This is a genomic window from Bacillus sp. FSL K6-3176 (genome assembly GCF_038003325.1).
Classification (GTDB): domain Bacteria; phylum Bacillota; class Bacilli; order Bacillales; family Bacillaceae; genus Bacillus; species Bacillus altitudinis.
Window position 1 is genome coordinate 2,176,276 of record NZ_JBBOOX010000001.1, and the last position, 14,058, is coordinate 2,190,333.

Here is a 14,058-nt window from a genome sequence, read left to right on the forward strand (position 1 = left end):
AGAATTGTTTCACTTAATGTGAAAGGATAGGAGTGTGATTGAATTGAAAAAAAGACGAATTGGCACCTCTGATCTCTTGGTTAGTGAGGCGGCACTAGGATGTATGTCCCTTGGGACTGAAAAAGAAAAAGCGCTCTCTTTATTAGATGAAGCCATTGATCTTGGGATTAACTATTTGGATACAGCTGATTTATATGATTTTGGAACAAATGAGGAAATCGTCGGGGAAGCCATTAAGAACAGACGCCAAGATCTGATTTTGGCCACAAAAGGTGGCAACCGCTTTGAAAATGGCAAACCTGGCTGGGAATGGGATCCTTCAAAAGCATATATAAAAGAGGCAGTGAAACAAAGCCTGAAACGACTTCAAACAGATTATATTGATTTATATCAATTGCATGGCGGCACAATTGACGATCCAATTGACGAAACAATCGAGGCATTTGAAGAATTGGTTGAAGAAGGTGTCATTCGCTATTACGGCATATCGTCGATCCGTCCAAATGTCATTAAAGAATACGCCAAAAAATCAAACATCGTGAGTGTGATGATGCAATATAGTTTACTCGACCGCCGCCCAGAAGAATGGTTCTCTCTTCTTGAAGAACAAAGCATTAGTGTCGTGGCAAGAGGTCCTTTAGCAAAAGGATTATTAACAGAAAAACCCCTTTCGCAAGCAAGTGCGGCGATTCAAAAGAACGGGTATCTTGACTATTCATTTGAAGAGCTCCAGCAAATCATCCCTTCGTTAAAGAAAGTCGCTTATGACCTATCACTGACAGAGCTGTCCATTCAATACTTGCTCAAGCATTCTGCAGTCAGCTCTGTTGTTTTTGGCGCAAGCTCGGTGAAACAGTTAAAAGAAAATGTGGCAGCGGCAAATGCACGTTCATTAAGCGACCAAGAAGTAAAAGCTTTGTCATATTTCACAAAACAGTCTGTGTATGAGACGCATCGTTTGAATCAATAGAAGACAAATGGAAGAACAGCTTGCCACTTATGTTTTGTTTTAAAGTACAACCCTATTGGTGGTGCGATTCTGAAATGAAGTGATACGAGGGAGTCAGACGTGTTTTCAGGCTCATGTAGTATGTTTTCATCTCAATGATATAACATAAAAAAGGGAGCATCGCAGCTCCCTTTTTTAACTTTTATACTTTCTCCAGTCTAAATGACTTTCATCTAGCAGCTCTGAGAAGCTTTTATTTTTTTCTTTTTCTTTCTGTTGCCGAAGGAGGTCTTGTCGTTTTTGTTCTTCTCTTTTTTCTGTCTCAGCGGCCAGGTTCTGCTTCATTTGAAGGAGCTGCTGTTTCACATCATCCTTTATGCCGTCCTTTAGCTTTGCTTGATCTTGATTGGTCTTTTTCACTTTGCCTCTCTCCTTTTGTTTTAGTGTATCATCCGTTTTATTTGCTCAGCAAGAGTCACGTCAAACTCCCAACATGTGGTATGATCTTCATAGAAACCCTTCGGAAAGGAAGAATCAGCTTGAAGAAGAAATGGCTCGCTATACTCGCCTTGGTATTATTTCCACTCGCTGCAATCGGCATTTTTTTTACCAATAAAATGATGTATATACGAAAATTAACGGATGAAGAGCTCATCAAACGAGAATCAGATGAAGGGCACTATCATCACGAGGAGTTTCAACAGCTGCAAAAAGAGAAAGTTTGTATTCCTTCAGTTTTTGGTTACGATCTTCATGGCTATTTTGTACCGCTCCCTCATACAACACGCACCATCGTTCTTTGTCACGGGGTTACCGTCAGTTTGATCAATTCCGTGAAGTATATGAAATTATTCCAAAAGCTTGGATGGAATGTGCTGCTTTATGATCATAGAAGACATGGGATGAGCGGCGGAAAAACAACGAGCTATGGATATTATGAAAAAGAAGATTTGGCTCAAGTCGTCAAGTGGCTGAGAAAAAGACTTGGGGAAAAAGCAATCATTGGGATACACGGAGAATCGATGGGCGCAGTCACAACTTTATTATATGCTGCAAAACCGGATGCAAACGCCAATTTTTACATCGCTGATTGTCCTTTTGCTTCTTTTGAGGATCAGCTTCTGTATCGATTAAAAACAGATTTTCGTCTTTCAGGACAGTGGATTCTTCCACTAAGTGATCAAGTGTTGAAATGGCGGGACGGATACAGCATTCGGCAAGTTTCTCCACTTGATGTAATCGATCAGGTGAAAGAACCTATCCTTTTTATTCATAGTCTCCACGATGACTATATCCCTTGTGAGCAAAGCGAGCAGTTATACGCACGCAAAAAGGGTGATAAACGGCTATTTATTGCGCCACATGGTGCGCATGCGATGTCTTATAGTGACAATAAGGAAGTCTATGAACAAGAGGTCGAAGCATTTCTGGAAGCATTTCAATTCAATCAAAATGAAAGAGGAGAATGAACAGCCGTTCGTCTCCTCTTTTTGCTAACTTATACGATAGTCACCACTGTTGTATGGTGTCTGCCCGCCAGCTCCATATGGCTCTCTTCCGATTGCTGCTGACTCATGACCGATAACCCTGCAGTTGCTGCCAATAAAAGAACTATCAAACTCATTTTCATATAAATGACCTCCATTTTGAATTTTTGATATGGCTTGAATTTTCCTTTCGTAATACCGGGTAGAAACTTCAAATAATCCAAGCTCATTATAATAATGAGCCGCATCAAGTGCCAGTTCCTCAATATCTGGGTATAAACGCTTGTCCTCCAACAAATCTAATGTATCGTCTATGATTTTTATTTCTGCATCAACGTATAATGCTTTTAAAAACTGAAACTTGCAGATGTAAATTTCATCTTCTAATTCACAGGCTTTCATAATACCTTGTTGATAGAGGGTTAACGACTCTTCTATTTGTTTTTGTTTAAACAGGATTTGGGTCAGCATAAATAGTGGGTCTAGAGAGCGATTCAGATGGGTTAAATTCTCCTTTTCAAACACTTCAAGAGAGTCTTTGAGATAGCGACTTGCTGTAGCAAGATCGTTCATTTGGTAATAGCAGTTACCTAAGTTGAAAAGGGCCGAACCTATGACTCGGGGGTTTCCAATTGAGCGTGCTCGCTTTAGAGCATTTTTAAAGTAGGGCAATGCATGTTCATAGCATTTCAAATCATCATAGTTTGCACCGATGACAAATTCACAGTGGATGATTCTCAGCGTGTACGTTCTGTAGGCAGAGTACGTATCTAACGCTTGCAAAGCATAGTGCATCGAAAAGTGGGTTTGTTTCATGTGGTAGTATATTTCTGCTAATTTAAAATAAAATTCTGCTCTTTCTATATCATCTGATATGAGATTGAGCTTTTTTTCTGCGGAACGGTAATAAGCAATGGCGCTCAAATAGTTTCTCTGTTCAAATTCAAACATTCCTGTAAAAAAATGAACATAGTATTCAAGCATATCCGTTAATTTTGTCTGCGAATGTTCAATTGTTTCTAGAAGCTTCTTAATCTCCTCATCATTCGAGGCTTTTTTTGCCGGTTCAAAATATTCAAGCATGACCTTATGTCGAAAATCCATCAGCTGGTAAAAAAGCAGCAAGTTCTGATCTTGCTCCATCTCAAGGATTTCCTGCTCGATCTCGGCCTTTAGCTTCTCTGCTTTCATGACATGAAATCCGCAAATCTGCCTATACCATTCGTTTATTTTGATTCCAACCTGAGGCGATGACAGCTTGAGCTTCAATTCACCTTAGCACCTCCCTCCTCATGTACGATACATGTTGTATTCTATCATATTTCCTCGAATGGAAGAAATATGAAATGTCGTTTTTCGTAAAGTTTTCGGTATCCCGCAATAACCGCTTCCATTGCCGATTTTTCGGCATTTACAGTCTCTATTTTTCTCTTTCTACTTTTCTCATTTTGTCGAAATGTTTGTTAAAAATGAATTTTTATCGTTGAAAAATCTCATTTTTCAAATTAGACAGTTCTCCTGTTTGATGAGATGATGATGGCACAAAAAAAGCCCTCTTCAGCAAAGGGCTTATAACACATCTGTTACGTGTTCCATATTCTCTTTTATCCAACTGACTGCTAATTCAAGCGTTGGAAATTCTTCCGTTTCAAATGTGACTTCATCTTGGAGAAGCCAGACGTCCTTTTTTACTGAATCCATTCCACCGATTGACCAGTGCAAAAGGCTATATGGATGATTATTATTTAAAAACGACACCCACGTTTTATTTTGTGCCGTATTTTGTATCACTTTCAGCTTTTGATCCACTACGTTTCCACCTTACTTTACAAGTATACCCATTCTCGGGCTGAGTATTTGTTGAGGACTTTTCAACATAAGTGTATTGGCTTTTTCATTAAAATCAATCGTCATTTCCTCGTCAAAAAACACCTTTTGTGCTGTGTGTATATATAGTTTTAAATGTTGGCTATTTTTAAGTGGTTCCCATTCACCTGTTCTTTCACTTGTTAACCAAAGCATTGGTACGCCACTCACTGCACAGCCACAACCTTCTGAATCGTAGCGAAGCAGTAACTCCTTCGTCTCGTTTCCTGTTTGCTGTTTTTCTATATACGTTTTAGCCAGTTCTGTGATGTGAATATACATGGCGAACATCCTTTTTAAATTGATGCTTACATTGTAACACATAAAACACCATAAAACATGACACACGACTAAATCCGAAAGTCACACTCTTTGAAATACACCCTCTTCTCACTATGATTATATCTATCTATTGGCTCTTTCTGCATCCTGTTTTTTAGAATTATACTGATGACGCTATCCATTTTAAAAGAAGAAACAGGAGGTTTTAGATCGTGAATAAAAGATTATCTCTCTGCTTTATCGGGGCGCTGATATTGATGTTGAGTTTCACTATGCCAAACATGAAAGCGGCATCTATCCTTGATGAAGTACGAGAAAGCTATGCGACTTATACGGGATCTGGTTACTCAGGGGGCGCCGCTTTATTAGATCCTATTCCATCTGACATGAAAATTACGGCTTTAAATCCCCATGACTATAACTATAAAGGGGTAAATGCGGCACTTGCAGGGGCTTACCTTGAAGTAACGGGGCCAAAAGGAAAAACCGTTGTGTATGTAACCGATAAATATCCAGAAGGAGCAAAAGGAGCTCTTGATCTTTCTCCTAATGCCTTTACCAAAATCGGAAATATGGCAGATGGGAAAATCCCAATTAGTTGGAAAATTATAAAAGCACCGATTAGCGGAAATGTAGCTTACAGAATAAAAGAAGGTAGCAGTGAGTGGTGGGCTGCGATTCAAGTACGCAATCATAAATATCCGATTATGAAAATGGAATATTACAAAGATGGAAAATGGGTGAACATGGAAAAGACAGACTACAACCATTTCCTTGGCTTTCATATGGGGTCTACATCTCTTCCTGTTCGAATCACAGATATCCGCGGGGTCATAGTAAAGGATCAATTACCCGCTCTTCCGTCTACTGCTGCTTCACAGGCCTATATTGTAAAAGGCAATGTTCAGCTTCCTAATTAACGAGGAGAAGAGGCAGCTTATTTAAGAGCTTCCTCTCTTCCTTCTCTATCCCAGCGATATGCCTCATTTTCTATTTCTTTTATGATTTCATTCTTTCCTGCCATATAGCTTTGTATATCTTCCGGATACTGATTTGCTAATTGTTCCTTGACAGACGCATACGCTACAGCTCGTTCTGGGTGGACTCTTAAGTAATCTCGAAACAATAAATGTCTTTTCACATCAGGATGATTTCTTTCATAAACATGGACATGATGCGTACGATTCAAGCCACCCTTTTGAAAAAAACGTCTCCCTTTTATACCATTTTCACCGAGCGCTTCGTATCCAAGGTGTTCAAATCTCTCTTTTTCTCTATCAATCTCTTCTATATCGCTTACTTCTATTAATATATCTATAATTGGTTTGGCAACAAGTCCTGTAACTGACGTGCTGCCAATATGGTATCCTTCTATCCAGCTCTTTTGAATGATTTGCTTGAGTCGCTGCTTTTCTTGACGGAATTCTTCATGCCATTCTTTTTTGAATTCGACAACCTCAACCTTGCGTCGCGGTGTCCATTTCATTTTTGATAGGGTGAGCTCTTTTGCCACATGAATCACATTTGTTTCAAAAAACCCCAATTTTTCATATAGCCTTTTTGCAGGGGTGTTTTCTTGCCCTGTGGTCAGTTCTATCGGGACATTCTTCTCTATGATTGTGGACATAAGTCTTGTTCCAATACCCTGCTTTAGCGCTTTTGGATGCACAGCCAATCGACTAATGATCAAACAATCTTCCAGCTCTTCATAAGAGGCTACACCTAATAAGATATCATCTTGCTGAAAACCAATAAATTGCTCTTTTGCTCTCATGACATCTTGAACGGTCTCTTTTAATGGCGGAAGATCAGCATAGCCAATTTGTTCAGCTTCTTGTTGGTATGCAGCTAGTTGAATATGTAAGATCTGCTTTGCTACATCACTTATTGTGTGATCTAAATGAACAATCATTTCATCGCCTCCAGCTTCTTCACAAATAACACACGGTCTTCATGAATGCCATCGTAATCTGAAAAGACTGAGATGCCATCTACTGTTTTATCTCCCTTTTCTATCTGAAACCCGAGTTTTGTATGATAAGCAATGGAGACTTTATTGATAGGAGCTGTGACAGCTTTAATTGTTGTTCTTCCTTCCTTTTCAGCCGCTTCATAAAAAGCTTGATAGAGAATTTTACCTATCTTTAATTTACGGTGATCTGGGTGGACGCCAACAAAGTGAATATAGGCTTCATCCGAATGAGATTGTGATAAAAAACCAACCAAAAAGCCGATCAGCTCTCCCTTTTCAACGATAACAAAACTTGTTTGCTGGAAATGTTCAAAAAAGAGCTTTGGCAATTTTGCACGCAAATCTCTGCCTCCCCACCAGCTTTGAATGACGGATGTGACTGCGTAAAAATCTGACGGTTTCACTTGACGTATCATGATGGCCTCGCCCCTTTTTCATTTTGGCTTTCCTTGCTTGAATTAATTTTTTCTCAAAAATACGATTGTTTCAATAGTCTACCTGTCTGATCAAATGATTGTAAAGACAGTATGCCAGTCTTTTTTCATGTTCACTTGTTGGTTCTTCGTCTTTCAGCCGCCATCTCCTTTTAAATCTTCACACTTATTTCAAAAAGTTCACTTTTTGTGCGAAAGTTTCATTCATTTGTTATGTTAAGATGGTTCATATAGGAAATGGTACAAATGTTTATTGGAGATGATGAGATTGGTTTGGGTTGTTATTTCACTTGTTGTGTTTAGTCTTTTAAAGCTGCTTGTCACCTCTTTGCCTTCTGGTGTTGTTGAGCGCCTTTTTAGCCGCTATGCCGTACATGCTAAAGTAACAAGTGAGCAAACAAATATTACTTTTCAAGGTCGTTCGCTTGATAAGCAGCGAGCAGCTGAAGTCATTCAACATTTTAATGATGCGATCTTTATTGAACGCTATTATATTTACCCAGGTGATGAAGAACGTTTTCTTCATCCGAATGAAGGGCCAACGCCGCTTACTATGCAAACAAAGCATGGGAAACATGATGTCACCCTTTATCTGTTCCATTATGATGACCATGTGGATGTGGTTCGGCAGTTTACACATAAGCCAAAGAAAAAGCTGATGGCTTATCGTCTGCGTTCTGAACCGCTCCAAACATTCCACAACATGGCACATGCCTAACAATCGTTGCAGCAGACGAGACGAAGTGTTCACCACTTCGTCTTTTTTGTATGGACAGCTTTTGAATGATTTACCAGTATGAATTTCACCTCATGTTGTTTACAATAGATATAGAACATACGTTCTAAGAGGTGAAGTACAATGAATGAACGAGCCATTCTGCTTGTGGATATGCAGTCATTTTATGCATCAGTTGAGAAGGTGGAGGCGCCTCATTTGGAGAATGTGCCGCTCATTGTCTCTGGAGATCCAGAACGAAGAAGCGGAGTCGTTCTTGCAGCCTGCCCTCTCGCTAAAAAACGTGGCGTACAAAATGCATCAAGGTTATGGGAAGCACAGGAGAAATGTCCTGAAGCAGTGGTCGTACGTCCACGTATGCAGCGCTATCTCGATGTCTCTGTCATGATTACAGAACTGCTTGAACAATACACAGACCTTGTCGAGCCATATTCCATTGATGAACAGTTTCTTGATATTACAGGCAGTCTTACACTATTCGGCTCTCCACATGAGATCGCTCAACATATACAAACAACGATTATGAACCAGACTGGCATTTACGCACGTGTGGGCATCGGCCCTAATAAAGTGCTCGCTAAAATGGCCTGTGACCATTTTGCCAAAAAAAACAGATCAGGCATCTATGAACTGAGTGCCGACCGGGTTGCTGCTGATTTATGGCCGCTTCCAATTGGAAAATTATTTGGCGTCGGCAAACGAATGGAGCATCATTTGAAACGAATGGGCATCAGTACCATTGGCACACTTGCTGCTTATCCGTTAGACCAATTAAAAAAACGCTGGGGAATCAATGGGGAGCTTCTGCAGCGAACAGCTTTAGGACACGATCCCTCCCCAGTCACTATTCACACACATGATCAGCAAAAAGCCGTTGGGCACCATATGACCCTTCCCCGTGATTACGCATCTTTTGAAGAGATCAAAGTCGCTCTTCTTGAATTGAGTGAGGAAGTCGCTAGGCGGGCACGTTTTAAGCATTATCTCGGTCAAACGGTGTCTGTTGGTGTAAGAGGGGCTGATTTTTCACATCCAACAGGCTTTCATCGACAAATGAAGCTTCATTCACCGACACAGTATGGCTCAGATATTGCAGAGGCTGCGATTCAACTATGCCAGCAGCACTGGGATGGCCAGCCCATTCGCAGTGTAGGCATTACACTCTCACAGCTGCAGCCTGACAGCCACTATCAGCTGACTTTATTTGATCATCATTTGAAGAAAGATCAACTCAGCAAAGTATTTGATGAAATCCATCTGAAATATGGACCTGCGGCATTATTGCATGCTTCGTCACTGACAAGCGCAGGGCAGGCATATCACCGCGCCGAAAAAATTGGCGGGCATTACAAATAACGGAGGCGAACAAGCATGAATCCCAATAAATTAACACCTGGATACAACATCATGTGGGAATCAAGCCGAATGATGCTACCAGAGCACCGAGAGCAACTACTTGCTCAAAAACGAAAGAAAAAAGAATATACACCTCTTCCGCTCAGCTCCGATCAGCTAGAGGAAATGAATGTTTTGATCACACAATCGATTACCGAGGATCAAGCGATTTGCGTGACATATATCGCATCCGGTATGAAAGCTCAATTTTGGGGCTGGGTGAAAGCCATTCATTATGAAACACGCCGAATGAAAATCGTGAATGACGAAGATGTTCTAAACCTTTCCTTACATCAAATTATTGCCATCGATCTCAATTGATTTTCGCAAAACGAAAACATGATCATTGAAAAACCCGCTTCGTTTTTCTGAAAAAATCATGACCCATCAAGGCTTAAAACCTTGAAAACGAGGTATATGCTCTTCGAATGAACGGGACGGTTCAAGCTTCTCTGTCATTTGACGGATGACTCCTCCATCAAATTGTGTATTTAATTTGCACAATTTTTCATGTATGATTGGAACATCTTACAAACTCAGGGGAGACACAGCATGAAAAATAACTTACGCACTTTACATCCACTTAGTTGGACGATCATCATCGGCACGATATTTGGCCGAATGGCGACATCCATGAGCATTCCCTTTTTAGCCGTTTATTTGACACAAGTCAAAGGCGCCTCAGCCTCTTCAGCTGGATTGATCATTGCCGTCAGCTCTCTTATTGGGATTGTTGCGAGTTTTTACGGCGGCTATGTTTCCGACCGAATCGGCAGAAAAAAGGTCATGCTTTTATCCATCTTTGGCTGGACACTTGTTTTTGTTGGCTTCGCGTTTGCAGATGCCATTTGGGTCTTCTTTTTTATGAATGCTTTAAATGGACTGTGCCGGGCGCTGTTTGAACCAACGTCTAAAGCACTCTTATCCGATGTCACCCCATCGAGCATTCGGTTGTTTGTCTTTAACTTACGGTATACGGCCATTAACATTGGTGTCATTTTCGGCCCGCTGCTTGGCTTATATCTCGGGTCATCAAAAACGACTTTTCCATTTCTCGTCGCTGCCCTCATTTACTTGTTGTACGGGTTAACGCTGGCATGGCAATTTCAAAAGCATCCAGTGGCTGCTCCAGAAAGCACCAAACAAATCGGTGTCAAAAAAGCTCTTTCCATTATTCAGAAAGATACGGTCTTTAGCATCATCCTCATTGGCGTTACTTTATGTTCATTTGGCTATTCACACCTAAGCTCAACACTGCCTCAATATTTATCGGCATCCCCTATGATTGAGGATGGCCCTAAACTGTTTGGGTATCTTTTATCCTTAAACGCAGTGGTTGTCATTGTCGTTCAGTACCCGCTGATTATGATCGCTAAGCGCTATTCAACGATTTTGTCGTTAACGACTGGGAACGTGCTCCTAGCAGGCAGTTTGTTTGCCATTGCTTTTTCACAAAGTCTCGGTACGCTTGCTTTTATCATTGTCGTGTTTACGATTGGTGAAGTGCTGCTCTTTGCGATGATGGATCTGTTTGTAGACAATATTGCAAAACCTGAAGTGAAAGGATCATACTTCGGCGCAATGGGGTTTTCTCAGCTCGGCAGCGTCGTCGGACCGTTTGTCGGAGGATTGTGTATTGACTTATTTGGCGCAGCCCATCCCCTTTCTATTTTTTCAGTCTTGGCGATTGTCACCGCTGCAGGCGTTCCGTTTTTACTTATCGGATACTACCGCCTAAAAAAACGAACGGCGGCTGCCGTGGCTGTGAAAGTAAGTGGAGGTCATTAAAAAACCGCTCTCAATTTGAGCGGTTTCAGCGTGTAGACAAACCCTCGCATTCTTTGTCAGTCCTGCGCGCTAGTACTCACGAATGTCAAATTCGCTCTGTGCCAGTGCTCGTCCTTCCTAGACTTCAAAGGTTTTCTATCACGCTCAAAAGAAGACAAAGGGCTAAAATAAAGTTCATTTTAGCCCTTTGTCAACAATCTAAAACCGCTCTCAATTGAGCGGTTTTCTTTATACCCTGCGGATGGCGATCTCTTCCACCTTATGCTGATCGCCTTTTTTTAAAATCAAATCGGCTCTATATTTTGTCGGCAAAATATTTTCATATAAATTTGGCCGGTTCACTGTATTCCAAATCGTGCTTGCCATCTGATCTGCTTCTTCATCCGTCAAATCTTTGTATTGATGAAAGAAAGATTCAGGGTCTTGGAAGGCTGTTTCCCGCAGCAAACGGAACCGTTCTTTATACCAGCATTGAATTTGCGTCTCAGCGGCATCTACATAAATCGAAAAATCGAAGTAATCTGATACAAACACGCGCGGCTCATCCTTCAGATCATCCAGTGCCGGTGATTGCAACACATTGATCCCTTCAATGATCACAATATCTGCATCTTCTACTGTCTCATACACCCCTTCAAGACGGTCATAGGTCAGATGTGAATATACAGGTGCATGCACAGTTTGTTTCCCTGATTTCAATTCATTTAAAAACGAAAGTAGCGCTTTAACATCATAGCTTTCCGGGAAGCCTTTCTTTTCCATCAGCCCCCGATCTTTTAACTCTTTTTGAGGATACAAAAAGCCGTCCGTTGTTACGAGACTCACCTTCAGCCCATCTCCAAGCCTTGATAAAAGCGTTTCAATAATACGTGCTGTCGTGCTTTTTCCGACGGCCACACTTCCTGCAATCCCAATTAAAAAGGGGATTTTCGCATGATGCGGGTAGTTTAAAAAAGCATTGACATGCTGATTTTTTTGTTTTTCTGCAAAGACATGTAATGTCAGAAAACGAATAAGCGGTATGTAAATATCTCGAACTTCTTCTAGCGATAAGTAGTCGTTTAATCCTTGAAGTGCTCTCACTTCTTCTTCTGAAACAGATACCGGCATATATTCTCCAAGAGCGGCCCATGCCTCTCTCGTATGGCGTGTATATAGTGTATTAAAATCTAGTCGTTCGTCACCCAAAGTCTTTCCCACCAATCTAAACTAAACTCATAACCAAAAAGACGATAATCCGATTGTAGCTTAAAATGAAGGCGCTGTCTTTATTTTTCAACGAAAGTTTGCTTCTTTTGCGAAAAAAAAGCATTAAATAAAGGAAAATGAGGGTAAATAAGAGTATTCAGTTTGATAGATAGAAGGGAGCACACCAAATGAAATATGTGATGATTGGCGGAGATGCAGCAGGAATGAGCTGCGCTATGCAAATATATAGGGAGGATCCAGACGCGCAAATTGTAGCTTTTGAAAAAGGAGAGATTTTCTCATATGGACAGTGCGGACTCCCCTACTTGATCGGCGGTCTCATTGATCATCACAGAAAACTCATCGCACGCAGCGCTGACACCTTTCGTGACAAATACGGAATTGATGCCAGATGCTTACACGAAGTGACCTCAATTGATCCAGAGCAAAAAACAGTATCGGGTATTCATTCTAAAACAAAAGAGCCCTTTACAGAAACGTATGACCGTCTGTTAATTGCGACAGGAGCAAGCCCCGTCACACTTGATCTAGACAGTCATTCATTAGAAGGTGTCCACGTATTAAAAACAATCCCGCATGCGCTGTCTATTTTAGACAATCTCAAAAAAGACGTCACACATATCACGATCATCGGCGGAGGATATATCGGTTTAGAAATGGCAGAAAATTTAAAAGCGCTAGGCAAAGACGTTCATATCATTCAGCGGGGTGCAACACTTGGGCCAGGCTTTGATCCCGATATGGCAAAATATCTGAAAGAAGAAGCGGACAATCAAAGCATTCACGTGGTACTTGGTGAAACAGTGCAAAAATTAAAGGGCAAGACACATGTAACAGCTGTTCAAACAGACAAACAGACCATTGAAACAGATATGGTCATCATTGCCGTTGGCGTCACTCCGCAAACATCCTTTTTAGACAGCACAGGAATTCAGCGACTTCAAAATGGTGCAGTCGTTGTGAATGAATACATGCAGACGAATGTACAAGATATCTATGCGGCGGGGGACTGCGCAGCGACCTATCACCGTATCAAAAAAGAACTGGACTATATTCCGCTCGGCACGACAGCAAATAAACAAGGAAGAATCGCAGGCTTTCATATGACAGGAACAAACCGCGCGTTTCAAGGCGTCACCGGCACAGCGGTGATGAAATTTATGGACGTGACAGCAGGGCGAACGGGTTTATCAGAGAAAGAAGCAAAAGACGCGGGCCTTCCTTTCTCCACCATCACCATCGACAGCACTGACCACGCTGGATATTACCCAAATGCAGAGAAGATGAAAGTGAAACTGATTTACAGAAGCGATGATCACACCTTGCTTGGCGCACAAATCATCGGTAAAGAAGGTGTTGATAAACGAATTGATGTCATGGCAACGGCTCTTTATCAAGGGCTGACTGTGACAGACCTTGAAGATTTAGATATTAGCTATGCCCCTCCTTTTAACAGTGTATGGGACCCACTTCAGCAAGCGGCAAGACGAATATAGAAAAAGGAGTGAAGCCATTGACCATCCAACAAATTGCTACTATTGAAATTCCTGTGACTGATATCCCCCGGGCTGTCTCTTGGTATGAACAGATTTTAGAGATGATCGTTCTACATCAATCAGAAGAAGCCGCCATGCTCACTTTTACTCATGGCGAGGGACCTTCTTTTTATCTCGTCAAAACAAAACACGAGAAACGAATCTACTTTATGAACTCTTTTACAGGAGTTCGGCATAGTATGATCGATTTATTTGTGAAGGATTTAAAAAACTTTCACCAGTATTTAAGCGAGCATGAAGTGACTGTATCGGATATTCAAATATTAGCTGACCCAGACTTAGGCGGTTTTAGCTTCGAAGATGTTGATGGCAATGTCTTTGGCGTCACCAATATTAAGCCCCATCAAACAAAAAAAGAAACCAGCCTGTGACCGGTTTCTTTTT

General features: G+C 41.2%; 16 protein-coding genes. 9 read left to right on the forward strand and 7 right to left on the reverse strand.

Annotation, left to right across the window (positions count from 1 at the left end; translation table 11 throughout):
- Positions 1–43: 43 nt before the first annotated feature.
- Positions 44–970: an aldo/keto reductase gene (locus MHB38_RS11250; RefSeq protein WP_035702855.1), complete on the forward strand. Its 927-nt coding sequence runs from the start codon at positions 44–46 to the stop codon at positions 968–970.
- A gap of 174 nt (positions 971–1,144) precedes the next feature.
- Here MHB38_RS11250 and MHB38_RS11255 read toward each other — a convergent pair whose 3' ends face one another.
- Positions 1,145–1,369, reverse strand: a complete 225-nt coding sequence (locus MHB38_RS11255; RefSeq protein WP_008343840.1) for a YqkE family protein — start codon at positions 1,367–1,369, stop codon at positions 1,145–1,147.
- A 119-nt stretch (positions 1,370–1,488) separates the two neighbouring features.
- Here MHB38_RS11255 and MHB38_RS11260 point away from each other — a divergent pair, with 119 nt between their 5' ends.
- Positions 1,489–2,418, forward strand: a complete 930-nt coding sequence (locus MHB38_RS11260) for an alpha/beta hydrolase (protein WP_341003415.1) — start codon at positions 1,489–1,491, stop codon at positions 2,416–2,418.
- A 24-nt stretch (positions 2,419–2,442) separates the two neighbouring features.
- On the opposite strand, the gene MHB38_RS11265 is transcribed toward MHB38_RS11260, so the two are convergent.
- From MHB38_RS11265 to MHB38_RS11275, 3 genes are all read right to left on the reverse strand, one after another.
- On the reverse strand, positions 2,443–3,705 hold the full coding sequence (locus tag MHB38_RS11265) for a response regulator aspartate phosphatase (RefSeq protein ID WP_024718943.1): 1,263 nt from the start codon (positions 3,703–3,705) through the stop codon (positions 2,443–2,445).
- A gap of 300 nt (positions 3,706–4,005) precedes the next feature.
- The gene (locus MHB38_RS11270) at positions 4,006–4,245 is read right to left on the reverse strand and encodes a YqkC family protein (RefSeq protein ID WP_008343836.1); all 240 of its coding nucleotides are present in this window, start codon (positions 4,243–4,245) and stop codon (positions 4,006–4,008) included.
- Positions 4,246–4,257: 12 nt separating this feature from the next.
- Complete coding sequence (locus tag MHB38_RS11275; RefSeq protein ID WP_024718944.1) at positions 4,258–4,584, reverse strand: iron-sulfur cluster biosynthesis family protein; 327 nt, start codon at positions 4,582–4,584, stop codon at positions 4,258–4,260.
- Positions 4,585–4,796: 212 nt separating this feature from the next.
- Between MHB38_RS11275 and MHB38_RS11280 the strand changes: the two genes are divergently transcribed.
- Positions 4,797–5,504, forward strand: coding sequence for an expansin EXLX1 family cellulose-binding protein (locus MHB38_RS11280; protein ID WP_341003419.1), 708 nt, complete (start codon positions 4,797–4,799; stop codon positions 5,502–5,504).
- 17 nt (positions 5,505–5,521) lie between these two features.
- Here MHB38_RS11280 and MHB38_RS11285 read toward each other — a convergent pair whose 3' ends face one another.
- Entirely contained in the window at positions 5,522–6,496 is a 975-nt protein-coding gene (locus MHB38_RS11285) for a GNAT family N-acetyltransferase (protein ID WP_017357930.1), read from the reverse strand.
- Positions 6,493–6,972 (reverse strand): GNAT family N-acetyltransferase, encoded by a 480-nt coding sequence (locus tag MHB38_RS11290; RefSeq protein WP_017357931.1) that lies wholly within the window; start codon positions 6,970–6,972, stop codon positions 6,493–6,495. Before MHB38_RS11290 ends, MHB38_RS11285 begins: the two co-directional genes overlap by 4 nt.
- A 286-nt stretch (positions 6,973–7,258) precedes the next feature.
- On the opposite strand from MHB38_RS11290, the gene MHB38_RS11295 reads away from it, so the two are divergent.
- The 4 genes from MHB38_RS11295 (at position 7,259) to MHB38_RS11310 (ending at position 10,909) form a co-directional block, all read left to right on the forward strand.
- Complete coding sequence (locus tag MHB38_RS11295; RefSeq protein WP_008343832.1) at positions 7,259–7,708, forward strand: YfmQ family protein; 450 nt, start codon at positions 7,259–7,261, stop codon at positions 7,706–7,708.
- 141 nt (positions 7,709–7,849) lie between these two features.
- Positions 7,850–9,082 (forward strand): DNA polymerase IV, encoded by a 1,233-nt coding sequence (locus tag MHB38_RS11300; protein ID WP_017357932.1) that lies wholly within the window; start codon positions 7,850–7,852, stop codon positions 9,080–9,082.
- A gap of 15 nt (positions 9,083–9,097) precedes the next feature.
- Positions 9,098–9,442, forward strand: a complete 345-nt coding sequence (locus tag MHB38_RS11305) for a YolD-like family protein (protein WP_007501076.1) — start codon at positions 9,098–9,100, stop codon at positions 9,440–9,442.
- 231 nt (positions 9,443–9,673) lie between these two features.
- Positions 9,674–10,909 carry an MDR family MFS transporter gene (locus MHB38_RS11310; protein WP_008343828.1) on the forward strand — a complete coding sequence of 412 codons (1,236 nt, stop codon included), beginning with the start codon at positions 9,674–9,676 and terminating at the stop codon, positions 10,907–10,909.
- A gap of 228 nt (positions 10,910–11,137) precedes the next feature.
- On the opposite strand, the gene coaA is transcribed toward MHB38_RS11310, so the two are convergent.
- A complete protein-coding gene (gene coaA, locus MHB38_RS11315) occupies positions 11,138–12,097 on the reverse strand; it encodes a type I pantothenate kinase (RefSeq protein WP_008342294.1) in 960 nt (319 codons plus the stop codon).
- A 188-nt stretch (positions 12,098–12,285) separates the two neighbouring features.
- On the opposite strand from coaA, the gene MHB38_RS11320 reads away from it, so the two are divergent.
- Together MHB38_RS11320 and MHB38_RS11325 are read left to right on the forward strand one after the other, a co-directional pair.
- On the forward strand, positions 12,286–13,614 hold the full coding sequence (locus tag MHB38_RS11320) for a CoA-disulfide reductase (RefSeq protein ID WP_341003426.1): 1,329 nt from the start codon (positions 12,286–12,288) through the stop codon (positions 13,612–13,614).
- An 8-nt stretch (positions 13,615–13,622) separates the two neighbouring features.
- The gene (locus tag MHB38_RS11325; protein WP_231947209.1) at positions 13,623–14,045 is read left to right on the forward strand and encodes a VOC family protein; all 423 of its coding nucleotides are present in this window, start codon (positions 13,623–13,625) and stop codon (positions 14,043–14,045) included.
- Positions 14,046–14,058 lie beyond the last annotated feature (13 nt).